Below are 26519 nucleotides of genomic sequence, written 5' to 3'. Positions count from 1 at the left end.
CTTTTCAAGTTTATAGAGAGTTTTTTTAATTGATAATTAATAATGCATAATTAAGGAAAAAATCTTACGGATTTTTGAATAGAGGGTGTTACGCACTATATAATTTAAGTTTTGCTGTGCAAAACATCTATAATTATCCATTATTAATTATGCATTATCAATTTTTAATTTTTCGTAGAAAAATTAAAAATGTGTGAGATGTAATTGTTTAACTTAAGATAATAAAGAATAATTATTAAATAATAGAAATAGTAATTTAGAGTGAATTATAGTATAATTAACGTAAATAGAAATTGATAATTAAATGAAAAAATATAAATTATTTTTTTATGTTGGAAAGGAACAGTAATGGATAATAATGATTTAAAAAAGATATATGATAATCCTTTGTATATAAGATATATAAGTGATCAAAGTGAGGAATTAAGTTTAGAGGCTGTTAGAAGAAATGGATTAGCTATAAGATATGTAAAAAATCCTAGTAAAGAAATAAAGGAAGCAGCAATTAAAAATAATCCTTTATCTGTGGAATATATGGATAATATTGATGAAGAAAATGCTATTTTAGCTGTAAAATTACTTTGGAATTCATTAAAGTATATTAATAATCCTAGTGAGAGAGTTAAGCTAGAGGCTGTAAAGGCAAAGGGATGGGCAGTTCAATTTATTGAAAATCCTACTGAAGAAATGCAATTAAATGCAGTTAATAAAGATTATGATTCTATAAAATATATAAAAAATCCTTCAGAGGAAGTTCAGCTTGCAGCTATAAAAAAGTATTGGGCAGCAATAAAGTTTATAAATAATCCTAGTTTAGAAGCTAGAAAAGAAGCTATAAGAGGAAACGAAGAAGCTATTAATTATATAAATTTTGATCTTGATGAATTGAAAATTTTAATAAGTGAAAATATAAAGATTGTTAAATATGTATATGATTCTATAGATGTAGATTTTGTTGTTGATGTAGTTATTGACAAAGTAAAAGAAGAAGAAATTGATGAAAAGTATATAAAAGATTTCTTAGAACTTGAAATACTAGAAATGGATAAAATTAATTTTATAAGAGCGTATGGAAGTAAAAAGGCTAAGATGTTATTAGTTGATTATAAACTTTCAAGATAAAAGAGGTGAGAAGATGAAGTTTTCAGAAGCGATAAGTACTGTAGAGTTAGTTTTAGAATCAGGTAATGTACCTTTAATAATAGGTGAAGCCGGTATTGGTAAAACTTCCTTAGTAAAAAAAATATGTGTTAAAGATAATTATTATTTAGTTAATATAGATGCGAACCTTTTAAAAGAGGGGGAAATAGGAGGACTTCCAATAGTAGAAAATGGAAGGACAAAATATGCAACTCATTATAAACTTAAAGAAATTCAAGAAGCAATAGGCGATAATAAGTATAATGGCGTATTACTATTTATAGATGAACTTAATAGATGTGAACATGCTGTGCAACAAGAACTGATGAATTTAATTTTAAATAGAGAAATAAATGGATATAGATTATATGATAATGTAAAGATAGTAGCAGCTATGAATCCATCTAATAAGTATGATGGTTTTGAAGATAGTGATTATCAAGTTGTTGATATGGATAGAGCTCAAGAAGATAGATTTGTTTGGATTGAACTAAGTACAGATATTAAGGAATGGATAAAATGGGCAATGAGCAGTGAGGTAAATGTGCATGAAAATATAATTGAATTTTTATCTAATTTCCCAGAATATTTAAATGTGCCTAATTCAAATGAATCAATTAAGGCAACACCAAGAAGTTGGGAGAGAGTAGCAAAAGCATATAATGTATACTTAGAAAGAAAGGAAATTTATTCACTAGATATATTCTATAATGTAGTTAAGGGAAACTTAGGTGTAAGTATTGCAACTGATTTTGTTAATTATATAAAGAATATAAAAAATCCTTTAATTAAGCCAGAAGATTTATTCTCTTATGTAATATTACCTATAGAAGTTAAGGATGAAATAAGAGATGAAAGCCACTCAAGATTGTATATTTTAGCTAAAAATTCTCTAAGATATTTAAATGAAAATAATAATGAAATAAATAGAAAAATATTTTCAGATTTATTAACATGCTATCCAAAAGATTTAAGACTTGGAATTATGAAAGAAATTAAGAATGATATAAGTCAAGAGGCTTATATAGATTTATTAAATGAAGATACATTCTTAGATGCTTTTTTCAGTATTTATGAATAAGGTGAATTATTATGGTATTTGAAGAAAAAAGAGATAGTCTATTAAAGCAAGCAATAGATATAAATGAAAATGGAAATATTAATAGTAATTTTGAAAGAGAATTTTTTTCTTTCGTAGAAAATATTATTATAGATATGCTTGATAGAGAGGATAGTTTTTTTGGACAATTCTTAGTAAGAATAGAAAGAGATATTAGGTTTAATATCTCTTGGCCACTAGCTACTGTGCCTAAAATGCAGGGATTTAAGATGTATTTTAATCCAATGATGTTTTTAACATATGATAAAAGGGAAATGCAAGCTTTATTTAAACATGAAATTTATCATATTATGTATGGACATCATGAAAGGGAGAGAATATTAAAAAATAAATATACAACAATAGCAGTTAATTTAGCTCTTGATATATCCATAAACCAATTTATAAAAAATCTTCCAATGGATAGTTATAAACTAGAACGTGTAAATAGGGAATATGGTGTGGACTTAAAGGAGGATAAACCTGTTGAGGTTTATGCAGAAATAATAGAAAAAGCTATTAAATCCAAAATATCTGAGAGTATGAAAGATGAAAAAAATGACGAGGTTGGAGAACTTATAGATATTTCTAAAGCTCATGATGTTTGGGAAGAAAGTACATTAAATCAGGATTCTATTAAAGATATAACTAAAAAAACAGCTATAAGTGCATATAATGGTAAAGCACCAAAGGATATAGAAGGAATAATAAAGGCTTATTCAGAAAAAGCTGAAATATCATGGCAAGATGCATTGAAAAAGGTTATACCTTCTCTTAGAGCTGGAGAAAAAAAGACTATTATGAGAAGAAATAGAAGACAGCCAGAAAGACTAGATTTAAGAGGAACATTGCCTAACAATGTTCCAGAAGTTATAGTAGCTATAGATATAAGTGCTTCAATGAGTGATAATGAATTTAATAAGATTTTAATAGAAGTTTTAGAAATTACAAGAACAAGAACTAATAAAATAACCGTCATTGAATGTGATAATGAAGTAAGAAGAGTATATGAAATAAAATCTAAAAATGATATTAAAAAAAGATATGCAAAGGTTGGATCAACAAAATTTTCTCCAGTTTTTAGATATATAAAAGAGCGAAAGTTAAGAAATTCAGTTCTTATATATTTTACAGATGGTGTAGGAGAGAAGGAGTTAGAAGTTAAGCCTTTTAAAAATAATACTATATGGGTATTAACAGGTGATGAGGATTTATCATTAGAAAAGCCTTATGGGGAAATAAAAAAAATTACAACAAAGGCTGAAAAAGGTGAAGGTGGAACAGCTGGATTAGAGATGATTAAAGAATATCAAAGAGAGCATGGAAGATATTTTTAGTGTGTTTTCAATATATTGTTTTTAAAGTGTTAAAATATCATAACAAGGTGACTTGGAGCTGTAAGGCGGAACCTAGATATGATACTTTAACGCTTTTTCTATTTATATGAAATTATATAATGTTTTTCTCTTTTTTATTATAAATTTTAACCGTATATATTACTTTGAATTAATAAAATAATCATAAAAAGTTTTAAATAATATATTAATTTGAAAATATGAATTATAAGATATATAATAAGTAAAAGGTTTACTTTTATTTAAATTAATAGTAGTTTATTAGTATTTATAATATAAGTAGAGTTTAAGTATTAGTTTAAAAAATATTAATGAGGTGAAATAATGGCTACATTAAAGCAAATTGGTGATAAGGTAGGTGTATCATTAGCGACTGTATCTAGAGTATTAAATAATGATAGTGGGCTTTTAGTTTCAGATGAAACAAAAGAACAAATCTTAAAAGTAGCAGCTGAATTAAATTATAAAACAGCAAAACAAAGAAGAGGTAAAATATCAAATAAGAAAATACATATAATAGGGATTGTTGAAATGTATGATGTAGTTAAGCAGTTACAAGATCCGTATTATTTATTTTTAAAAAGTATTGTTGAAAAGAAGGCTTTTGAAAATAATATAAGACTTGTAAAACTTTTTAAAGAGGATAATAGCTATGAAATACTTGAAGATGCTGAATTAGAAGGTATAATCGCTATTGGCAAGTTTTCAGAAGAAGAAGTTTTAAATTTATCCGAGAGAACTTCTAAAATAGTATTTATAGATTCCTCTCCAAACGATGAACTTTATGATAGTGTTAAAATTAATTATGAGCTAGGAGTAAAGCAAGGATTAGATTATTTTATAGAACTTGGACATAAAGAGATTGGATTTATAGGTGAAGAGTTTACTTTAGGAGATAATAAAATACCTACTAAAGATGATAGATTAAAGTTCTTTATTGAATATATGAAGGATAAGGAAATATATAATGATGATTATGTAATAAATAGTGAGATGACTGCAGAAGGTGGCTATAAAGCTATAGTGGAATATATAAATAACCAAAAGACTATGCCAACAGCTTTTTTTACTGCAAATGATGCTATAGCAAGTGGGGTAATTAAAGGACTTAGAGAAAAGAAAATTAATGTTCCAAATGAAGTTAGTATAATAGGGTTTAACGATACTGTGTTATCACAATATACAAATCCTCCATTGACTGCTATAAGAGTACATATAGAGCATTTAGGTGAAGTAGCTATAGAATTAATTTTAGAAAGACTTAATAATAGAAATTATGCTAAAAAAATAATAATACCAAGCGAATTTATATTAAGAAATAGTGTAATGAAAATTTAAAATGAAATTATTTTAGTAAAATTATTTGATTTTTTACTAAAATAATTATATAATTGTTTTAGTAAACGTTATCTAAAATAATTAAGGATGTGGGTATATGAGTATCATAGTAAATAAAGATAAAAAGATTTTTTTATTACAAAGCAAAAATAATAGTTATGCTTTTGGAATTGATAATTTAGGATTAGTAAGACATTTATATTGGGGAAGTAAAATAGAATCTATTGAAGATTTTGAAATGCCAATTTTAACTGAGGTTTCTACAAATGATCCTGTATTTGAAATAACCAAGGAAGAATTTCCTGTGTATGGAAGTTTAAGATATAAAGAGCATTGCTTAAAGGCTACCTTTAGTGATAAAACTAGAGAAATAGTTTATAAATATCAAGATTATGAAATTATAAAAGAAAAGAAGATAGAAGAATTAATAATAAAATTGAAAGATGACAATTATGACTTTTATATAAATCTTCACTATAAAATATATGAAGAATATGATTTAATTGAAAGATATGTAAGTTTGAAAAATATGTCTAATGATATTATTGAGATTGAGAAAATACATAGTGGACAGTTTCATATACCATATGAAGATTTGAATTTTTCAAATGTTCATGGACATTGGGGAGCTGAACAGCAAAGATTTGTTCAAAAAGTTAATTATGGAAAGATAGTAATAGAAAATAGAAGAGGAATATCAACCCATAATCATAATCCATATTTTATATTAGATAGGGATGCAACAGAAACAAGTGGAGAGGTATTTTTTGGAGCACTGAAATTAAGTGGAAATTTTAGTGGAGTAATTGAGCAAACACAATATGGAGAAACTTTAGTGCAACTTGGAATAAATTCTCATGACTTTAAATTAAATCTTGAGCCTGGAGAGGAATTTGTAGCTCCATCAATTTTAAGTGGATATACTAATGGTGGTTTTGAAACAATGACTCATAATCTTCATAAATTTGCAAAGGATAATGTATTAAGAAAAGGATTAAGACCAGTTTTATATAATTCTTGGGAAGCAACAGAATTTAAAGTAAGCTGTGATGAACAAATAAAACTTGCTAGAAAAGCAAAAGAAATTGGAGCAGAACTTTTTGTTGTAGATGATGGTTGGTTTGGAGAAAGACACGGAATAGATAATGGTCTTGGAGATTGGTATGTAAACAAAGAGAAGTTCCCAGAAGGGTTAAATCCACTTATAAAAGAAGTCAAAGAGATGGGAATGATGTTTGGAATTTGGGTAGAGCCTGAAATGGTAAATCCAAAAGCTGAGTTATATAAAAAGAATCCAGATTGGATATATCATTTTGATACAAGAGAAAGTGATACATCTAGAGGACAATATGTATTAGATGTAACAAAAAAAGAAGTTAAAGAATTTATATATAATATGTTAGATGAATTGTTAACAACATACGATATTGATTATATAAAATGGGATGCTAATAGACCAATATCACAATCTTCAGTAAAAAAAGATATTTGGTATAAACATATAGAAGCTATTTATGATATTGTAAAGGAACTTAAAATTAAGCATCCAAATGTACTTTTTGAAGCTTGTGCATCAGGTGGTGGAAGAATAGATTATGGTATTTTAGGTATATTTGATGATTTTTGGACAAGCGATAATACAGATGCATATGATAGATTAGCTATACAAGATAGTTATTCATATATATATCCAATAAAAGCCATGAGAGCTTGGGTAACTGATTGTCCAAACTTCCTATCAAGAAGAGTAATACCGATGAAATTTAGATATCACAGTGCTATGATGGGAACTTTAGGAATTGGTTGTAACATATTAAAATTTACAGATGAAGATATTAATTTATCTAAGGAATTAATAAATGAATATAAACAAATAAGACATATAATCCAAGAAGGAGATTTTTATAGATTAGAAAATTCATCTAAAAATAGATATAGCATATATCAATATAATAAAGAAGATGAGTCTCTGTTATTTGTATTCTTACCTCAAAGTGAAATTGGACATAGAGGTGTAACTATAAGACTTAGAGGACTTGAGGAAGATAGTAATTATATTCTAAAACTTGAAGAAAAACAAATAATTAAATCAGGTAAATATTTAATGAATCATGGTATAGATTTTAAATTATTTGGAGATTATGATAGTAGAATAATAAAAATAAATAAAATAGTAAGATAATATTAACTTAAAAGAAAAATATAAGTAGGAAATGTTCTCTAGTAAAATAGAGAGTGTTTCCTATTTTTATTCTTTAGAAAAGTATAATAAATGTTAATATATCAATATTTTTAGGGTTTATGTAAAATTTACTAAAAAACTTTTGAATGGAATAAAATAAAAATTTATAGTAAAAATATTAGTAAAATAAAATAAAATTTTACAGTAAAATACTTGAATAACGTTTTCAAAAGTGGTAATATATAGGTAGAAAGTTTGAAAACAGTTTCAAAACTTATGAAAAAATATATGGATTAACGGAAGGAAGATATTTATGGGACTATCGTTTAAAGAAAAGTATTCTTTTGGACTTGGAGCATTAGGAAAGGATTTATGTTACGCAATAGTATCTAGTTATTTAATGATTTATTTTACAGATTCTATTGGATTAGCACCAGCATTTGTTGGAGGATTATTTTTAGTAGCTAGATTATGGGATGCACTTAATGATCCAATGATGGGAATGGTTGTTGATAACACTAGAACTAGATGGGGAAAATTTAGACCATGGATTTTAATTGGAACAATAATCAATGCAGTTATATTAGTGTTTTTATTTAAGAAACCTGCAGGATTAGAAGGAACAGCATTACATATTTATTATTCAGCAATGTATATTTTATGGGGAATGTCTTATACAGTAATGGATATACCTTATTGGTCAATGTTACCTTCTTTATCAAAGACTAAAGAAGAAAGAGATCAAATGTCAGTTATACCAAGAATATTTGCAAGTTCTGCATGGTTAATAGTTGGAACTTTTGGACTAGCAATTGTAAATAAATTAGGGAATGGAAATCAAACTAAGGGATATGAATTTTTTGCACTAGCAATAGCTATAGTATTTGTTATAACAACTATAATAACAGTTGTTAATGTTAAAGATAGTAGTTCTCAAACTACTACTACTAATAGTAAAAAAGAAGATAAAACAAGCATTAAAAAAGCTTTCAAAATTATAAAAGAAAATGATCAACTTATGGTATTTATAGGAGTAGTATTAGCTTATAACTTATTTGCACAATTATCAGGTGGAGCTTCAATTTATTACTTTAAATATGTAACAGGTAATGAAAACTTATATCCAGTTTATACAGCTTTTGCATCGTTAGCAGAAATAGGTGGACTTATGTTCTTCCCTATATTATCTAAGAATATGAGTAAAAAAGGTGTATTTAGACTAGCATGTTATTTACCAGCGGCAGGATTAATAATGCTATTACTAGCAGGAATAATTGCTCCAGCAAATGCAATTCTTGTGGCTGTATCAGGAATAGTAGTTAAATTAGGATCAGGATTTACATTAGGAGCTACAACTGTTATGCTTGCAGATGTTATAGACTATGGTGAAGTAAGATTTGGATCAAGAAATGAAAGTATATTAGCTTCATTCCAAACATTATTAGTTAAGACGGCATCAGCTGTATCAGGATGGTTAATTGGAGTGGGCTTAACAATAGTTGGATATGTACCAAATGTAACACAAACAGCAGGAACAATATTAGGATTAAGAATGCTTATGGTAGTAATACCTGCAATAATAACAATATTAGGATTTGTTATATATTCTAAAGGATATAAGTTACATGGTGAATATCAAGAAAATATAGTTAAAGAATTAAATAATATTAGAGCAAGAGAAAATATGACTGCCTAATAAGAGTAATTTATAAAAAAGGATGAGGTAGAATGTACTTAGGTGTTGATTATTATCCAGAGCACTGGAAAAGTGAAATGTTAGAAGAAGATTTAAATAATATAGTGGAACTTGGAAGCAATGTTATAAGAATTGGCGAATTTGCATGGCATATGATGGAGAGGGAAGAAGGGGTTTTTGATTTTTCTTATTTTGATAATATTATAAATGAAGCTAAGAAAAAAGGACTAAAAGTAATATTTGGAACTCCTACAGCAACTATGCCGGCATGGCTTGCAAAAAAACATCCAGATGTATTAGGAGAGTTTGAAGATAATACTAAGAGAGTTTTTGGTGGTAGAAGACAATATTGTTTTAATAGTAAAACTTATTATAAATATACTGAAAAAATAATAAGAGAACTTGCAAATCATTTTAAAAATGAAGAAGCTATAGTTGCATGGCAAATAGATAATGAGTTTGGCCATGAAGGTAGTGATATATGTTTTTGTAATGAATGTAAAGAAAGTTTTAGAAAATACTTAAGGGAAGTTTATAATAATGATATAAATAAGCTTAATGAAACATGGGGAACTATATTTTGGTCACAAACTTACAATGAGTTTGATGAAATTCCAATTCCAGCAAAAACAATTACTACACATAATCCAAGTTTAAGAATGGAATGGGAAAGATTTAGAAGTTTAAGTGTAGAAAATTATGCTAAATTTCAAGTTGATCTTTTAAAAGATATATTAGGAGAAAAATCTGTTATAATTCATGATTTTTCTGGAGGATATTTTGATAAGAGTTTTGATTTTTCGAAAGTTGCACAACATATAGATGTTGTAGCATATAATAATTATCCTGTATGGGGAGGGCAAAAAGAGCCTATACCACCTCATGAAATAGCTTGTGGGTTAGATTTTATGAGAGGTGCAAAAAGACAAAACTTTTGGATTACAGAAGCTATAATGGGAGCACAAGGGCATGATGTAATTGGATATCTTCCAAGACCAAATCAAGCTAAAATGTGGTCGTATCAAGCTATGGCACATGGATGTAATTCACTTATGTACTTTAGATATAGAGGGGCAACTAAGGGCGCCGAACAATATTGTTATGGGATAATAGATCAAGATAACCAAAAAAGAAGAAAGTTTTATGAAGTTCAAAGCTTCTTTAACGATATGAAACAAAATGAAGAGGTAATAAATAGTGAAATAAAATCAGAAGTGGCAGTAATTTATGATTATGAGTCAATGGCATCCTTTAGAATTCAAAGACAAAGTTTCTTAATGGATTATAAGCAAGAAGTTTATAGATTATATAGACCTTTTTATGAGAAAAATGTAAATATTGACGTAATACCATCATATGTAGATTTTAGTATGTATAAAGTTTTATTAATACCAACTATGATAGTATTTAAAAATGAAGTTCAAGAGAAAATTAGAGAATTTGTTAAGAATGGCGGTAAAGTAGTATTTACTTTTAGAACTGCTATTAAAGATTATTATAATAATCTAACTTTAGGACAATTTAATCCAAGTTTTTATACTGACTTAATAGGTGGGTTTGTTGAAGAAATAGAATCTCTTCAAGAAGGACAATTTGTTAAGCTTAAGGGTGTGAATGAGTTTAATGGAATAGAAGGTAGTGGAACAGTATTTAGAGATATGTTAAAAACTACTACAGCAGAAAGTCTATTTAAGTATAATGATGAATTTTATAATGATTTATCAGCTATAACTTTAAATAAATTTGGTAAGGGAGAAGCTTATTATATAGGAACTGGTGTGGATAATAATCTTATGGACTTATTGATGAGTAAGATTATTAAAGAAGCTAATATAGAAAGTATAGAATCAGAAAGTGGAGTTGAAGTTGTTAAGAGAATGGTTAATACTGAAGAATACTATTTTGTTATTAATCATACATCAGATATTAAAAGCTTTAATGAAGTTAGATTAAATCCTTATGAAAGTAAAATAATAAAAAAATAAAATAAATATGAAAACTCTAAGTTAAAACGTTGAAACTTAGAGTTTTTATATTTCGTGAATTTTAAGTAAAATAGCAATACTGGAAAAGTGGGATGTTTTATGATATAATATAAATCATGTGGGGGTGTTTTATGAAATATTATAAAATAAGTAAAAATAATAGCGTTATGTTAATTGTTTTTGTCTTGTTAGCTAGCTTACTTATAAACGTTTACACTTCGATAATGAATTCACGTTATAAGTTGTTAATAGGTAAGGAAACTTATAAAAGTGTTGAGGAAATTAGAAATAGAAATGAAAGTGTTTTAGCTACATTAGATCAATGCTTAAAATCTAAAAGTATTAGTAATGAAGAATTATTGGCCTTATATAAAAATTTTACTACAATATCAGATGAATACACTAATTTGTGGGTAAACTATAGAGATTATGGAAAAGAGCAAATAATATCTATAAATAGAAAAAATAAAGTATCTGATGAAGTGCCTAGTGAGGTTTATACAAGAATAGAAAGTTTATTATTTGAATACTTAAATTTTGAAATGAAAAATTATAATGATAAAATGATTTTAAGTGATGAAGTATTAAATAATTTTTCAGCCATATACAATATGTCAAAGGAATTAAATGATTTTTATAAGAAATTTAATGAAGAAAAAATAAAAAATATAGATAAAAAGGAAGTAATGTATATTAAAAAGCATTATTGGATTGATACATTAAAAGGAATTAATTTGACTATAGAGCCATACTCAGATTATGAATTCACAATTAAATAATTATTTTATGTGTAAAAAAGAATAAATATGATTTAGAAAAACTCCTCATGGAGTTTTTTTATATTTTTAATTACATAAAGAACTTTTTTTACTTTAGTTGTGATATATTTAATATATAATAAATATAAGAAAAGATACTATTTAATAAAATTTAGTCATTAATAGTATTAAGGAGGTAAAATATGAATTTAAATAGGAATGATCAATGTTGGTGTAATAGTGGCAAAAAATATAAGAAGTGTCATTTAGAATTTGATGAGAAAATTGAGAATTTAAAAGCCAAAGGTTATGAAGTACCAACAAGAGATATGATAAAGAATAAAGAACAAATTGAAGGTATAAAAGAAAGTGCTAAGATTAATAATGCAGTATTAGATTTAGTACAAGAAAAAATTAAGGTAGGAATGAATACAGAAGAAATCAATAAATTAGTTCATGATTTTACTGTTAATAGTGGGGCGATACCAGCACCTTTAAATTATGGTGGATTTCCTAAAAGTGTTTGTGTATCTATAAATGATGTTGTTTGTCATGGAATACCAAGTGAAGATACTATTTTAGTGGATGGAGATATTGTTAATGTAGATGTTTCTACTATATATAATGGATATTACTCAGATGCATCTAGAATGTTTATGATAGGTAATGTAAATGAAGAGGATGCAAAGCTTGTTAGAGTAGCTAAGGAATGCTTAGATAAAGGATTAGAGGCTGTAAAGCCATGGGGATTTTTAGGTGACATTGGTGCAGCAGTTCAAGAACATGCTGAAGCAAATGGATTTTCTGTTGTTAGAGCCTTTGGTGGTCATGGAGTAGGTATAAAATTTCATGAAGATCCATTTGTAGCTCATGTTGGGAATAAGGGCGAAGGAATGGTATTAGTTCCAGGAATGATATTTACTATTGAGCCTATGATAAACCAAGGAGATTATGAAGTATTTGTAGATGAAGATGATGAATGGACAGTATTTACTGAAGATGGTGGATATTCTGCTCAATGGGAATATACAGTTTTAGTTACTGAAGATGGTGCTGAAATAATTTCTTGGTAAAATTAATATATAAATATAAAAGTTTATAAGAAGAAAAAATAAAAGCTGTATCAAAAAGATACAGCTTTTATATTATAAGAATTTTTTACTAAATTAAGATTAGTGACATCCGCCACCGCAAGATCCACATCCGCCTTCTACTTCGATAACAGGTTTTAAAGATAAACCTCTTCCTTCGTTTTCTTCAGTTGAAAGTAGTTTAAATCCACCGAATTCATCTACTAACTTTTCTTCTACAACAAAAGTTATGTCATTTACTTTATGAGTAACGTCTCCTTCTTTTGCTTCATCAACTGATATATTAAAAGCAGGACCGCTACAACCAAATCCAGCTAAGTTAATTCTTATGCTGTAGTTATCAACTTCATTTTCGTCTAAAAATTCTTTGAATTCTTTGTATGCTTCTTCGCTTATTAAAATTTTATCCATATTTACACCTTCTATTTCTAAATGATAATTTATATCACTAGTATAACATAGTAAAATTAAATATCAAGAGTTTTTTAATACAAATTATAGGGATTTTTAATAAATAATTATTGTTTTTACTGTCTTACATAAATATAATAGTTATTATAGCTAGATTATACGTATGTAGAAGGGATGTTTTATTTTGAAACCTTATGATGAACTTTATTTAAAGAAAAAAATTGAAGAATATAATAATTTAATATCCTTAGATAGGATTGGAAATTTTGAAATAAAAAAAATCAATAATAATAGTGAATATATAGATGGGTATATGTATAAAAAAAGAGGGAAAATTAACACGAGTGTTATAGAGTTACATGGTCCTAATAATGTTTGGATGAGAATTTCACCAATAGAAATTGAAAGTTCATATATGTTTATTAAATATGCAAAAGGTAAAGTTGGAGTAGTAGGGTTAGGACTTGGATTTGTAGTACAAGAATTAGCTAAAAAGCCTGAAGTGGATGAAGTAATAGTTTATGAAATTGAAAAAGATGTTATAGATTTGTATTATTTAAATTTTAAAAATAATAGTAAAATAAAAATAATTAATAAAGATGCCTTTGAAGCAAAAAGAGAGAATTTTGATTACTTCTTTGTAGATATTTATGAATACAAATTAGATTATAGAGTAGTAGAGGATTATAAAAAATTTAATACTCTACATAATATTAATGAATATTTCTTTTGGGGAATGGAACATTTCTTATTAAGTTGTAGATATGAAGAAATAGTTTGGGTTTATATACCAGAGACTTGGATGGAAGTTAGTAAAAAAATGTTTACGTCATTGCAGGAAGCAGGATTATTAAAGTATTATAAGCAATTAGATGAAAAATTGGTGAGTAATGTATTAAGCGGATTAAAAGTTTTATTAGATGATTAAATTTAGGAGAAGGTTATTTTAGTAGTTATATGTTTAATTTAGATAATATAATAAATTTATTTCAAGAATATAGTACTATATCAATCCCTATTTCTCTGATAATAAACATTATAATTGCGTTAGTAGGTGTAGTACCATCTGTATTTGTAACTGGTGCGAATATAATTTTTTTTGGACCTATTTTAGGTTTTATAATATCATTATTAGGTGAAACTATAGGAGGATATATAACATTTATAGTATATAGACTAGGTTTTAAAAAGAGTGTGGAAAATGTTAAAAATAACCATAACTTATTAAAATCAATAGTAGAAAGTGAAGGAAAAAGAATTGGTTTTTTAATATTTGAAGGAAGACTAATACCCTTTATACCATCAGGTTTTGTTACTTTAGCAGCAGCCCTTAGTAATGTTAATGGATTAACTTTTAATATAGCTACATTTCTTGGTAAGATACCATCTATAGCTCTTGAAGCTTTAGTTAGTTATGATTTAATAAATATAGAACAAAACTATATAAGATTAGTTATAACGATAATTGCAATAGTTTTATTGTATTTTACGTTAAGAAAATCAACTGTAGGAAAAGTTTAATTTATAACACTCTTGTTATTAGAGAAATAATATTATTTCTCTAATAACAAGAGTGTTTTTATATGCAAATTTTACACTCACTACATAATATTCTTGATAATTATTATAAAAATTTATATAGTGTCATTTAATAATTCTATTTTACATATAATTTTAAAAGGTACTCAATATATAAAAATGTAAAGAATTAAAAAAGATAAAGATATTAATTTTATAGTATTTTAAAATTAATTTTTTAGACTGAAGTGGAAGGAGAGTGATTACCTTATAAATATTATAGAATAAATAGAAAATATTTATTAGTTGAATAACAAGATTTAAGTTTGGGATTTGGGGGGGATAATAAATGTTAAAATTAAGAAAATTAAAGAAAGTTTCTAAAATATTAGTTTTTATATTTTTCTTAAATAGTATTTCAGCTTTTTTTCCTGCAGGTACTATAAAAAATGTAAGTGCAGAAACTAATACTATTGAAAATAATATTGCTATAGGAAAAAAGATAGAAGTATCTGGAGTTGAAAGTTCAATATGGACGGGAGATAAAGCTGTAGATGGTAATTATACAGACGATAATTCAAGATGGTCTAGTGCAGAAGTTACTGATTCAAGTAGTCAATGGTTATATGTTGATTTAGAAAAAGAATATACAATAGAAAAAGTTAATATACGTTGGCACAATTGGGCTTATGGAACGGAATTTAAAATTCAAAAATCTAATGACAAAATTAATTGGGATGATATAACTACTATTACTAATCCAGCAGGCAAGGAAGACAGTAATAAAAATTTAGTAAACAATATACCTTTAAATAATGTATCTACAAGATATATTAGAGTATTAATAACTAAAAGAAATCAATGGACTTCAGTTAGTATAAGAGAGTTTGAAGTTATTGGTTATGAAATGCAAGAAGGAAATGTAGCACAAGGAAAGTCTATATCTGTATCAGCAGTAGAAAATAATGGTAATAAATGGACTGGCGATAAAGTTGTAGATGGAGATAAGACAGGTGATGATTCAAGATGGGCAAGTCCAACTATGCCTGTGGAACCAACCGAACAAGATAGACATTGGGTAGTTATTAATTTTAATAATGAAGTTGAAATTGATAGTGTAAATATATATTGGTATAAAAAGGCGTATGCCGAAAACTATACTATACAAATATCAAATGATGGGGAAGCGTGGGAGGATTTAAAAAATATAACTCATCCTGCTAGTAATGAATTAGATAAGGTAGATAATATAAAATTTGATGAAAGTAAAAAAACTAAGTTCTTGCGAATATTTATAACGGAAAGAAATGCAAATGCATTTAATAATGTTTCTATAAGGGAAGTAGAGGTAATGGGAAGAGAAAAGGTTGTTCCTGAAACGAATTTAACATGTGCACAAGTTATAGGTTCAATAGATTCATTACCAAAAGTAGATATTAATGATACAGCTATATCATTACCAGAAGTACCAAAAGGGTTTAAAATTAGAGTTAGGGGAACTGAATTTGAAAATATAATAGATAGAGAAGGTAAGATAACAAAATATAATATTAATGATAGAACAGTATCAGTTTTATTAGAAGTTTATAAGGAGAATGATGAAAGTAATAATGCTACTAAAAATATAAATGTAGTAGTTCCGGGAAAATCGTCTTTATATCCTGATATATTTAATAATGTTAGTAATCCTAATACAGAGCCATCGGTAATACCTAGGTTACAAGAGTGGTATGGTTTAAATGGAAGTTTTACTTTAACTAATTCTTCAAGAATTATATTGAATGATATAAATAATGTTGATTTAAATAAGGTAGCAAAATTATTTAATGAAGATTTAAATGATTTCCTAGGATATAAATTAGAAATTATTAATGGAAATGAAGAAGAAATTAAACCAGGAGATATATATATAGAATCTTTAATAGAAGATATATATAATTTAGGGAAGGAAGGCTATTTTACCACTGTTAATGACAGTATAAAGATAAAAGCTCCTACTTATACAGGTTCACTTTATGGAACTATAACGTTATTACAAATATTATGGCAGGATTCAGAGAATAATACTATACCTTGTGGTGTAATTAGAGATTATCCTAAATATGAAATAAGGGGTGTTATGCTAGATGTAGCTAGAATGCCTATGAGTATGGATTTTGTAAGAGATTATGCTAAAATTTTATCTTGGTATAAGTTAAATGAATTCCATCTCCATTTAAATGATAATCAATGGGCAGATGGAGATTATACTAATCCAGATAGTTGGGATAATGTTTATGATGCTTTTAGACTAGAAAGTAAAAATCATCCAGGATTAAAGCCGAATAATAATGATTTAAATGATCCTTATTATACTCAAGATGAATATAGAAATCTAGAATCTATAGCAAATGATTATGGAATGGAAGTTATACCTGAAATAGATTCTCCAGCACATTCATTGACATTTACACAATATATGAAAGATAAAGGAACACCTATTCATTCTACTAAATATTGGTTTGATCATATAGATATAGATAATTCATTAGGTAAAACACTTATAAAAGGATTATTAGATGAATTTATAGATGGAGAAGATCCTGTGTTTTCAGGCAATACAGTTCATTTAGGAATAGATGAGTATGACACGAGTGTTGGAGATAAATTTAGACAGTATGCGGCAGATTTATGTAATTATGTTATTGAAAAGGGGAAAACTCCAAGAGTTTGGGGATCTTTAAAGCCGTACTCTGGAACAACTATGCTTCCAGAAGGGACTGTAATAGATGTATGGAATACAGGTTGGGAAGATCCTGTTGCAAGAATAAAAGAAGGTTATGATTTAGTAAATGTTCCTCAACCTTATACTTATATAACACCTTCAAGATGGCATAAAGATTTTATGGATACCCAAAATATTTATAATAATTGGGAGCCTAATATGTTTGGTGGAGTAACATTATCAATTGGTGAACCTCAATTATTAGGAGGAAAGATGGCAATATGGGGTGATGAATCTATGGAAGGTATAGTAGAAGCAGATTTGCATGAAAGATTACTACCAGCAGTTGCAACATTAAGTGAAAAGACTTGGAGTGGAACAAAGAGTGATAAAGATTATTTAGAATTTATGAAGACGTTTAATGATTTGAAAGAAGGACCTAATACCACAGTAGGAAGAGAGGTTGAAAGTGATACTGAACTAGTATTAAAATATGATTTTGAAAATAGTAATGCTAATGACTCAAGCTCAAATAAATATAATGCTACTATCAAAAACCCTGAATTTATAAATATGGAAAGTACAAAAACTCTTAAGTTTAATGGAGAAACTATCTTAGAAACACCATTAAAGTCAATTTCATATCCTTATACTGCTTCTTTTGATATTAAGGCTGATGATATTGGAAATGAAATGAATTTATTCTCAGGAGCTGATGGTGATCTTAAAATTAAAGAGGATGGTACAATAGCAATAAGAAGAAGTTTTTATGAACAAAATTTTAATTATAAATTAAAAAAAGGAGAATGGAGCAATATAACAATTATCGGAACATTCCAAGCTCTATCTCTATATGCAGATGGAGAATTTATAGAGCAACTATATTCGTATAGAGCACATGACAATAGCATAATATCAGGACAAGATTTATATACAACTTTTGTATTGCCATTAGAAAAGATTGGAGAAAATCTTACTGGAGAAATGGATAATATACAAATCTATAATACTGTTATGCCTGATGAATGGATAGCAGGAGAAAAAGAATATAGAATTAATTTTGCTTGTGGATCTGATGCTTATTCATCATCTAATGCTTATTTATATACAAAAGAATGGAAAGCTATTGATGGAAATTCAAGAAATAATGAATCTAAGTGGGTATCAGGTAATAATGATAATTCATGGTTGTTAGTGGATCTAAAAGATGTAAAAAATATAAATGAAGTAGAAATTTTATTTGAGAATGCTCCTAGTGAGTATAAAATTCTAACTTCTATAGATGGTATTGATTTTGAAGAAGTTGGATATATTAATAACAATAAACAAGTAAAAAATAATATATCATTTAATATGAAAGAAGCAAGATATGTAAAATTCCAAGGTGTCAGAAGAGGAATAAGTGGAGGATATTCAATTATAGAATTAAAAGTTTTAGGTGAAACAATTAGTAATGAAGTTATAGTTAATAGTCCTGATTTTAATAAGGATGGTGTTGTTGATTTAAGAGATTTAGCTGTTGCATCAAAATATTATGGAAAAAATAAGAGTAGTTATGATTTAAATGGTGATGGAATAGTAAATGAATATGAAATAAATATTATTACTAATATTATTTTAGATATTACTAAAAATTAATAAATTATAGTCTATAATATTTTACTTGGGATTTAACACATAATAAAAAAGGCACATATGTGCCTTTTTATTTTAGCTTGGGAAGAGCAAATATATTATTGTGATTACTTTGAGTTTATAAAAAAAGTAAATATTAATATATTTCTTTAAGCTATTTTACTACTACATTTACTAATCTTCCTTTGATAACTATAACCTTAACTATATTTTTACCTTCAGTTGCAGCTATAATATTTTCATTAGCTAATGAAGCAGATTTAATTCCTTCTTCATCTAAATCAGTTGGAACATTTATTTTAGCCTTAATTTTTCCATTAACTTGGATTGCAATTTCAACTTCATCTTTAACTAAAGCTTTAGAATCAAATTCTGGCCAAGAATGGTTAAATATTGAGTAATCAAGTCCTAATAAACTCCATTGTTCTTCAGCAAAATGAGGAGCAAATGGTGCTAAAATCTTTAAGAAATCAATACAAGACTTCTTTAAGAAATCTAAGTTTTTAATATCTTCTTGTAGGTACTTAGATAAAGCATTTACAAATTCCATCATTCTTGCAATAGCAGTGTTAAATTGCATTTTATCGGCATCTTCAGTAACACCTTTAATTGCATTGTGTAACCAGAAGTTTAATTCTTTTTCTGCTTTATCAACAGTAGTTTTATTATTTTCACCTTTTTCTATTGCTTCTCTAGCTATTTCTAGATATCTTTCAATTCTATCAACGAATCTAGCAACAGATTTAAGTCCATCATCACTCCATGCTCCACCTTCAACATAGGCAAATCCAAACATTAGATACATTCTAAATACATCTGATCCATATTCAGAAATATAATCATTAGGAGAAATAGTATTTCCTTTTGATTTACTCATTTTTAATCCATCAGGTCCTAAAATTAAGCCTTGGTGAGTTAATGATTTAAATGGTTCATCAAAATCTAAGTATCCCATATCTCTTAAAGCTTTAGTTATAAATCTAGCATATAATAAGTGCATACAAGCATGTTCAGGTCCACCAACATACTTATCTACTGGAAGCATTTTATTTACTATATCTTTATCAAAAGCTTTTTCTGTGTTATTGCTATCAGGATATCTTAACTGATACCAAGAAGAACAAACGAAAGTATCTAAAGTATCAGCTTCTCTCTTAGCAGGCTTTCCACATTTTGGACAAGTTGTATTTATAAATTCCTCACATTTAGCAAGTGGTGATTTTCCGTCTGGAGCAAATTCAACGTTGTATGGAAGTTCTACTGGTAACTGACTTTCAGGTACTGCAACAGTTCCACAATCTTCACAATGAACTATAGGAATTGGAGCTCCCCAATATCTTTGTCTAGATACAAGCCAATCTCTTAATCTGTAATTAACTTTTGAAGAACCTAAGCCCATTGAAGATAGTTTTTCAACTATTTTTTCCTTAGCTTCTTCTGTAGTTAATCCATCAAATTCACCAGAGTTAACTAATTTACCGTATTCGCAATATGGTAAATTAGTTTCTTCACCATTTTTGCTAGTTATAACTCTTTCTATAGGAAGGTTAAACTTAGTTGCAAAAGCGAAGTCTCTTTCATCATGAGCAGGAACAGCCATAACAGCACCAGTTCCATAAGTTGATAAAACATAATCACCAACCCATACAGGAACTTCTTTATTATTTATAGGGTTAATTGCGTAAGATCCAGTAAATACACCAGTTTTTTCTCTAGATAAAGATTGTCTTTCTATATCAGATTGCTTTTTAGCTTCTTCTTTATAGTTTTCAACTGCTTCTTTATATTCAGGAGTAGTAATTTCATCAACTAATGGATTTTCAGGAGCTAAAACGACATAAGTTACTCCGTTTAAAGTATCTACTCTAGTTGTAAATACATCAAATTTAACATCTGAATTTTTAACTTTAAAAGTAACTTCAGCACCAGTCGATTTTCCTATCCAGTGTTTTTGCATAGCTACTGTTTTTTCAGGCCAATCTAATGTATCAAGTTTTTCTAATAGTTCATCTGCGTAATCAGTAATTTTTAAGAACCATTGAGTTAAGTCCTTTTTAGTAACCTCTGTTGAACATCTTTCACAAAGTCCTTCAACAACTTGCTCATTAGCTAAAACTGTATTACAAGAAGGACACCAGTTTACAGGTGCTTTCTTTCTGTAAGATAATCCTTTTTCATAAAGTTTTAAGAATACCCATTGAGTCCATTTATAATAATCAGGGTTACAAGTTATAACTTCATTTTCCCAGTTAAACATAGCACCCATAGCTCTTAATTGCTTTTCCATAGTTTCAATGTTTTTATCTGTTGAATCCTTTGGATGAATTCCAGTTTTTATTGCAAAGTTTTCAGCAGGAAGTCCAAAAGCATCAAAACCCATAGGTTGAAATACATTATATCCTTGCATTCTCTTCATTCTAGCCCATGAATCAACAGGACCGTAGTTAAACCAGTGTCCAGCATGTAATTGGCTTCCTGAAGGGTATGAAAACATTTCTAGAACGTATAATTTTTCTCCTTCTTTATTTGGGTCGAATTTATAAAGATTAGTTTCTTCCCATTTATCTTGCCATTTTTTATCAATGGAAGTTCCGTATTTAGCCATAATTAATCCTCCTATAAAATAACGATAGTAAAAAAGAATATAAAAAAATCCTTAATCTCATTTAAGAGACGAAGGATATATTCGCGGTACCACTCTTATTAGAAAATAAAATTTTCTCACTCGAAATTATAACGGGTTATCCCGTACTTGCTTTTGACAAGTAAGCTCATAGGCAAGTTCTTATAATTTATACACTGTTTCACAGCAACCAACAGCTCTCTTAAGTATAAGATTTATAATACTACTCCTAATCATAGCAATAAATATATAATTTTAATATATTAAATTATATATTTTATTATATTATAAGTCAACATCTAGTAAGTGATTAAATATTGCTTATTACAAATTATAAAAGTAGTATAAAGAAAAAGAATTTCATAATTACGAATGAATTTAGCTATTATCAATATTTAGTTTGGTGTTCTGTTTTAAATCAATTTGGATAAAAAAAGATAAAGTTCTAGATATGATCACATCACCTAGCATTCGTCAACGGTATCAATCATATCTAGACTACGATGGAAATGTGCAATATTTAGAATATGTAACTCAGCCTAAGTTTAATTTGAAAATTAATAGAAAGATATAAATACTGATAATTACTATATGATTTATAGTGTTCCGTTGGACATCGATTTAACAACGCTTTCAAACTATCCATCAATAGCAATAACAAAGAGTGATCTAGAATAAATTTAAAGCTTAGTCTAGCAAATATATTTTAGGTACAATAAAAATTAATACAAAGACTTTTATGTTAGACTTAACAATAAAATGTTACTGTGTAAATAAATTCATAATTATGAACGAAGAGAGTAATTATTACCTTCAGTTTGTAAAGAGATAAACATTGTAAGAGGTTGACTTGGAGCGCATGCGACGGACAAGGAAAGTTAATATAATATATTTAATTAGTAGGAAAATAGAAATTACTATGTCAAAAATTTCATAATTACGAACGAAGTGAGTAATTATTACCTTTAGTTTGTAAAGAGATAAACATTGTATGACGGCGACTTGGAGCGCATGCGACGGAGCAAGGAATACAATGTTTATCTCTATTCTTATTGATGAAATTTTTATAATTGTATATAGTAGTATATAAAGGGAAAAATATAGGAGGTTAGAAATGGATATTAACGAATTAATAGTTAAAAGCAATTGGGTTGTAATTGGGGATGTAAATAATAAAGAAAAATATGCTGCTAAAATTTTAAAAAAGTTTAAGGAAAAAGGCTATTTAGTTGTAGGAATTCACCCAAAAGGTGGTGAAGGTGTTTACAAATCTTTAAAGGAAGTTCCATATAAAATAAATGCAATTGATTTATGTATAAACTCAAAATTAGGAATTGAATATTTAAAAGAAGCTAAGGAGATTGGAATTAAAAATGTTTTAATTCAACCAGGTGCAGAAAGTGAAGAAATATTGAAATATTGTAAGGATAATGGAATAAACGCCATAGAAAATTGTGCGCTAGTTCAGTTAAGAAGTTTATAAATTTTAATCAATATTATAGGAGGAATTTTATGTCCTGTTTAGGCAATATTATTTGGATAATATTTGGTGGTTTTTTTAATGCTTTAGCATGGTTTGTAATTGGATGTCTTTGGAGTATAACTATAGTTGGGATTCCAATAGGAATACAGTGTTTTAAAATGGCTAGATTACAATTTGCACCTTTTGGAAAAGAGGTAGTAACTACAAATGATAGTAGTGTAAATTTATTTTTTAATATACTTTGGATAATATTTGGTGGTATTGAGCTATGTATAGCTAATTTAATAAGTGCATTTTTCTTATGTATAACAATTGTAGGAATTCCTTTTGCTATGCAATCTTTAAAATTAGCTAAATTATCACTGATGCCTTTTGGAAAAGAAGTAGTATAAAATTTAAAAATTTTTGTAAAAGAAGTTTAATAGTTCTTTTTTTAGTAGTATTATATTCTAGAATGTATAAGTTTGGTAAATACAGAACTTTTACAAAAGATAGATAATAAAAAAGGAGAGAATGATCTATGACTAAAGCTAAAAATAGACTGGGAGAAGATTCGGTAGGGAAACTATTATTAAGTTTAGCTCTTCCAGCAATTATTGCTCAACTTGTTAATGTACTATATAACATTGTTGATAGAATATTTATTGGAAGAATGGCAAATGGAGATATTGCAATGGCTGGAGTAGGAGTAGCATTTCCAATAATAATGATTATTTCAGCATTTTCAGCTCTTATTGGAATGGGGGGATCACCTCTTGCAGCAATAAAAATGGGGAAAAAGGATAATGATGGAGCAGAAAAAATTATAAGCAATAGTTTTTCCACCCTTGTAATAATTGGAGTTGTATGCACAATAGTATTTTTAATTTTTAAAGAAAACATATTATGGGCTTTTGGAGCAAGTGATGCAACTATAGGATATGCTAGTGATTATTTAACTATATATTTATTTGGAACTGTGTTTGTTCAAATTGCATTAGGTATGAATTCCTTTATAAATACTCAAGGGTTTGCTAAAATAGGTATGTTTACAGTTCTTATTGGGGCAATTATAAATATAGTTTTAGACCCTATTTTTATATTTACTTTTAATTTAGGAGTAAAAGGAGCAGCCTTGGCAACTATATTATCGCAATTTGTATCAGCAATTTGGGTATTAGCATTTCTTTTTGGTAAAAAAAGTATATTAAAAATAAGAAAAGAATACTTATCTCCTAAATTAAATGTTTTATTACCTATAACAGCATTGGGAGTATCACCATTTATAATGCAAGCAACTGAAAGTATAGTGCTAATAAGCTTAAACAATAAGCTTTCAATGTATGGAGGAGACTTAGCCGTAGGAGCTATGACTATAATGAGCAGCATAATGCAAATTGTAACTTTACCTCTTTTAGGTTTATCTCAAGGAGCGCAACCAATAATTAGTTATAATTTTGGAGCTAAGAATATAGATAGAGTTAAAAAGACTTTTAAGTTACTTTTAATATCATGTTTAATTTATACAGTTGCTATGTGGGGAGCATTAATGCTATTTCCAGAATTCTTTGTAGGCATATTTAATAATAAACCAGAACTTGTTGAAATAACTTCTTGGAGTATGAAGATATTCTTTGGGGGAATAATTATTTTTGGAGCTCAAATTGCTTGCCAACAAACTTTCTTAGCACTAGGCCAAGCAAAAATATCATTATTTATGGCTTTATTAAGAAAAATAGTTTTACTTGTTCCATTAATATTTATTTTACCTATGCTAGTTGCTTCAGAAAATAAATTAGCGGCAGTTTTGGCTGCAGAACCTATATCTGATATAACGGCAGCATTAACAACAGTAATTGTATTTACAATATTCTATAAAAGAACTTTTAATGAAAATAATAAAAAAATATAATTTAAAAGAAATAATGTTGGGGAGAGATTTTTTTGGAGAGGAATGAAAATAAAATTATTTTTAGAGAAATAAAAAATTATGAGGAAGCTTATTACTATAATTCAAATCCTGAAAGTAGATCTAAATATAATAATGAGCCTAAAAACAATAGAAAAAACTCTAAATTTAAAAAATCCTTTTTAGAATTACTTGGATTTATATTTGAAGGAACATTAGAAATAATATTTTCAATATTGGAATAAAAATATAAAGATTGCTTTGCAATCTTTATATTTTTTTGTGTATTTTTTCTATATAAAAAGTTATAAGTAAACTTAGTGCATAATCAAAAACTAAAAAAACTATTTGTGCTATTATCCAAAAGATTCCTATAGGAAGTTTTGTTATTTCTATTGCAATAAATGACTTAAATACGAAGAAAGAGATAAACAAAATTATATTAAAAAATATTATTTTTAATAATATTTCTAAAGGCATATTATTAAATTTTTCAATAAAGTATTTTACTAGACCATAAATACCGAAAAAAAGTATATATAGAATGATTATATTAATAGGAAGCAAAAATAATCCTATAATTGATGAAGATATATATACTAAAATAGCGCTTTTCATTGAGCCCCTTATTAAAGCTATTGGGATTAAGAGAGAGGCCAATGTAAGAATGCTAATAGTGCTTATTGGCAATAGTAAATTCAAATATAAAATAATAATTGTAAGTGCGGTTAATAGGGCACTTAAAGTAATTTCTTTAGCTTTCATATAAAAACACCACCACTATTTTATTAACAACAACCTATAAGGTCACCGCCCATACATTCGCACATAGTATCTAAACACCAAAGATTCATACAACAATCACATGCATTTGCAGAAGAATTGCCAGTCGTTCTGTAGTAATTACCACTATAAGATGCAGCTCTTTGATGTAAAGAGTTTAAAGTTTGTCTATATTCGAAATTATTAGGATCCATATTTACAGCTTTTTGTATATGGTTAAGTCCAGCATCAAACCAACCTTTATTTGTTAAAATAATTCCATATAAAAAATTCCACTCTGCATTTCTATTTTGAATTGAATTTAATCTTCTTTCAGCCTCAGCGAAATTTTTACTTTCAATTAATCTTCTAATTTCATATAAAATATGTGCGTCGTTGGAGTTATTAGAATAATTATTAGTATTTGAATTACTATAAGCATTATTATATGAATTACCAGAGTTTTTTGTTAACATATCATAGGCTGTATTTATTTCTCTCATTTTTTCTTCAGCTAAATCTTTTAAAGGATTATCACCATATTGATCAGGATGATATTGTTTAATTAAATTTCTATAAGCTTTTTTTATTTCTTCTTGACTTGCACCGGGTTTTAGTCCTAAAACTTCATATGGATTCATTATTTTCCACTCCTTTTATCTTCTCTAGTATTGTTTAATATACTTAGATATTTATCCATCATACCTAGTTCTAAAATATTTTTTAAAATATCTTCATTTCTTTTTAAAGGTAATATAGATAAAATCTCCTTACAATTATAAGAACAGTTAAGTATATTAAATTCTAATCTATCTTTAATTAATATTAGTAGTTTCTCATAAGATTTATTA

The 26519-nt window shown here is 27.2% G+C and carries 21 protein-coding genes and 1 other annotated feature; of the genes, 16 read left to right on the top strand and 5 right to left on the bottom strand.

The window, feature by feature from the left end; translation table 11 throughout:
* Window positions 1–348 precede the first annotated feature (348 nt).
* From H9660_RS09900 to H9660_RS09860, 9 genes are all read left to right on the top strand, one after another.
* On the top strand, window positions 349–1122 hold the full coding sequence (locus H9660_RS09900; protein WP_191750220.1) for a hypothetical protein: 774 nt from the start codon (window positions 349–351) through the stop codon (window positions 1120–1122).
* A gap of 13 nt (window positions 1123–1135) precedes the next feature.
* Window positions 1136–2221, top strand: a complete 1086-nt coding sequence (locus H9660_RS09895; protein WP_191750219.1) for an ATP-binding protein — start codon at window positions 1136–1138, stop codon at window positions 2219–2221.
* 11 nt (window positions 2222–2232) lie between these two features.
* Window positions 2233–3576, top strand: coding sequence for a vWA domain-containing protein (locus H9660_RS09890; protein ID WP_191750218.1), 1344 nt, complete (start codon window positions 2233–2235; stop codon window positions 3574–3576).
* Window positions 3577–3918: 342 nt separating this feature from the next.
* Window positions 3919–4932 carry a LacI family DNA-binding transcriptional regulator gene (locus tag H9660_RS09885; protein WP_191750217.1) on the top strand — a complete coding sequence of 338 codons (1014 nt, stop codon included), beginning with the start codon at window positions 3919–3921 and terminating at the stop codon, window positions 4930–4932.
* A gap of 97 nt (window positions 4933–5029) precedes the next feature.
* Complete coding sequence (locus tag H9660_RS09880; RefSeq protein WP_191750216.1) at window positions 5030–7114, top strand: alpha-galactosidase; 2085 nt, start codon at window positions 5030–5032, stop codon at window positions 7112–7114.
* Window positions 7115–7427: 313 nt separating this feature from the next.
* Window positions 7428–8810: a melibiose:sodium transporter MelB gene (gene melB, locus H9660_RS09875; protein WP_191750215.1), complete on the top strand. Its 1383-nt coding sequence runs from the start codon at window positions 7428–7430 to the stop codon at window positions 8808–8810.
* A gap of 32 nt (window positions 8811–8842) precedes the next feature.
* Window positions 8843–10795 carry a beta-galactosidase gene (locus tag H9660_RS09870; RefSeq protein WP_191750214.1) on the top strand — a complete coding sequence of 651 codons (1953 nt, stop codon included), beginning with the start codon at window positions 8843–8845 and terminating at the stop codon, window positions 10793–10795.
* A gap of 131 nt (window positions 10796–10926) precedes the next feature.
* Window positions 10927–11574, top strand: a complete 648-nt coding sequence (locus H9660_RS09865) for a hypothetical protein (protein ID WP_191750213.1) — start codon at window positions 10927–10929, stop codon at window positions 11572–11574.
* A gap of 182 nt (window positions 11575–11756) precedes the next feature.
* Complete coding sequence (locus tag H9660_RS09860) at window positions 11757–12626, top strand: methionyl aminopeptidase (RefSeq protein ID WP_191750212.1); 870 nt, start codon at window positions 11757–11759, stop codon at window positions 12624–12626.
* A 99-nt stretch (window positions 12627–12725) separates the two neighbouring features.
* Here H9660_RS09860 and H9660_RS09855 read toward each other — a convergent pair whose 3' ends face one another.
* The gene (locus tag H9660_RS09855; protein ID WP_191750211.1) at window positions 12726–13055 is read right to left on the bottom strand and encodes a HesB-like protein; all 330 of its coding nucleotides are present in this window, start codon (window positions 13053–13055) and stop codon (window positions 12726–12728) included.
* Window positions 13056–13239: 184 nt separating this feature from the next.
* Between H9660_RS09855 and H9660_RS09850 the strand changes: the two genes are divergently transcribed.
* The 3 genes from H9660_RS09850 to H9660_RS09840 all read left to right on the top strand — a co-directional run bounded on the left by H9660_RS09850 (window position 13240) and on the right by H9660_RS09840 (window position 18915).
* Window positions 13240–13983 (top strand): hypothetical protein, encoded by a 744-nt coding sequence (locus H9660_RS09850; protein WP_191750210.1) that lies wholly within the window; start codon window positions 13240–13242, stop codon window positions 13981–13983.
* Between the two features lie 29 nt (window positions 13984–14012).
* Window positions 14013–14576 carry a TVP38/TMEM64 family protein gene (locus tag H9660_RS09845; RefSeq protein ID WP_191750209.1) on the top strand — a complete coding sequence of 188 codons (564 nt, stop codon included), beginning with the start codon at window positions 14013–14015 and terminating at the stop codon, window positions 14574–14576.
* Between the two features lie 346 nt (window positions 14577–14922).
* On the top strand, window positions 14923–18915 hold the full coding sequence (locus tag H9660_RS09840; RefSeq protein WP_191750208.1) for a discoidin domain-containing protein: 3993 nt from the start codon (window positions 14923–14925) through the stop codon (window positions 18913–18915).
* Between the two features lie 151 nt (window positions 18916–19066).
* Here H9660_RS09840 and leuS read toward each other — a convergent pair whose 3' ends face one another.
* Entirely contained in the window at window positions 19067–21517 is a 2451-nt protein-coding gene (gene leuS, locus H9660_RS09835; protein ID WP_191750207.1) for a leucine--tRNA ligase, read from the bottom strand.
* Between the two features lie 61 nt (window positions 21518–21578).
* Window positions 21579–21781 (bottom strand) — a binding site (T-box leader).
* 868 nt (window positions 21782–22649) lie between these two features.
* On the opposite strand from leuS, the gene H9660_RS09830 reads away from it, so the two are divergent.
* From H9660_RS09830 to H9660_RS09815, 4 genes are all read left to right on the top strand, one after another.
* On the top strand, window positions 22650–23018 hold the full coding sequence (locus H9660_RS09830; protein ID WP_191750206.1) for a CoA-binding protein: 369 nt from the start codon (window positions 22650–22652) through the stop codon (window positions 23016–23018).
* Window positions 23019–23047: 29 nt separating this feature from the next.
* Window positions 23048–23410 carry a YccF domain-containing protein gene (locus H9660_RS09825; RefSeq protein WP_191750205.1) on the top strand — a complete coding sequence of 121 codons (363 nt, stop codon included), beginning with the start codon at window positions 23048–23050 and terminating at the stop codon, window positions 23408–23410.
* 128 nt (window positions 23411–23538) lie between these two features.
* Window positions 23539–24909 carry an MATE family efflux transporter gene (locus H9660_RS09820; RefSeq protein WP_191750204.1) on the top strand — a complete coding sequence of 457 codons (1371 nt, stop codon included), beginning with the start codon at window positions 23539–23541 and terminating at the stop codon, window positions 24907–24909.
* Between the two features lie 32 nt (window positions 24910–24941).
* On the top strand, window positions 24942–25151 hold the full coding sequence (locus H9660_RS09815; RefSeq protein ID WP_191750203.1) for a hypothetical protein: 210 nt from the start codon (window positions 24942–24944) through the stop codon (window positions 25149–25151).
* A 25-nt stretch (window positions 25152–25176) separates the two neighbouring features.
* Here H9660_RS09815 and H9660_RS09810 read toward each other — a convergent pair whose 3' ends face one another.
* The 3 genes from H9660_RS09810 to H9660_RS09800 form a co-directional block, all read right to left on the bottom strand.
* Window positions 25177–25671, bottom strand: a complete 495-nt coding sequence (locus H9660_RS09810) for a hypothetical protein (protein ID WP_191750202.1) — start codon at window positions 25669–25671, stop codon at window positions 25177–25179.
* Window positions 25672–25694: 23 nt separating this feature from the next.
* On the bottom strand, window positions 25695–26309 hold the full coding sequence (locus tag H9660_RS09805) for a J domain-containing protein (RefSeq protein ID WP_191750201.1): 615 nt from the start codon (window positions 26307–26309) through the stop codon (window positions 25695–25697).
* Window positions 26309–26519: DUF5685 family protein (locus tag H9660_RS09800; RefSeq protein WP_243190642.1), on the bottom strand; the 211-nt coding region annotated here is incomplete at its 5' end. The genes H9660_RS09800 and H9660_RS09805, both read right to left, overlap by 1 nt.

It is taken from the genome of Clostridium gallinarum (assembly GCF_014836325.1).
In the GTDB taxonomy this organism is placed as follows: domain Bacteria; phylum Bacillota; class Clostridia; order Clostridiales; family Clostridiaceae; genus Clostridium; species Clostridium gallinarum.
The sequence above is the reverse complement of the archived record's forward strand: the minus strand, read 5'-3'. Positions and strand labels throughout refer to the sequence as shown.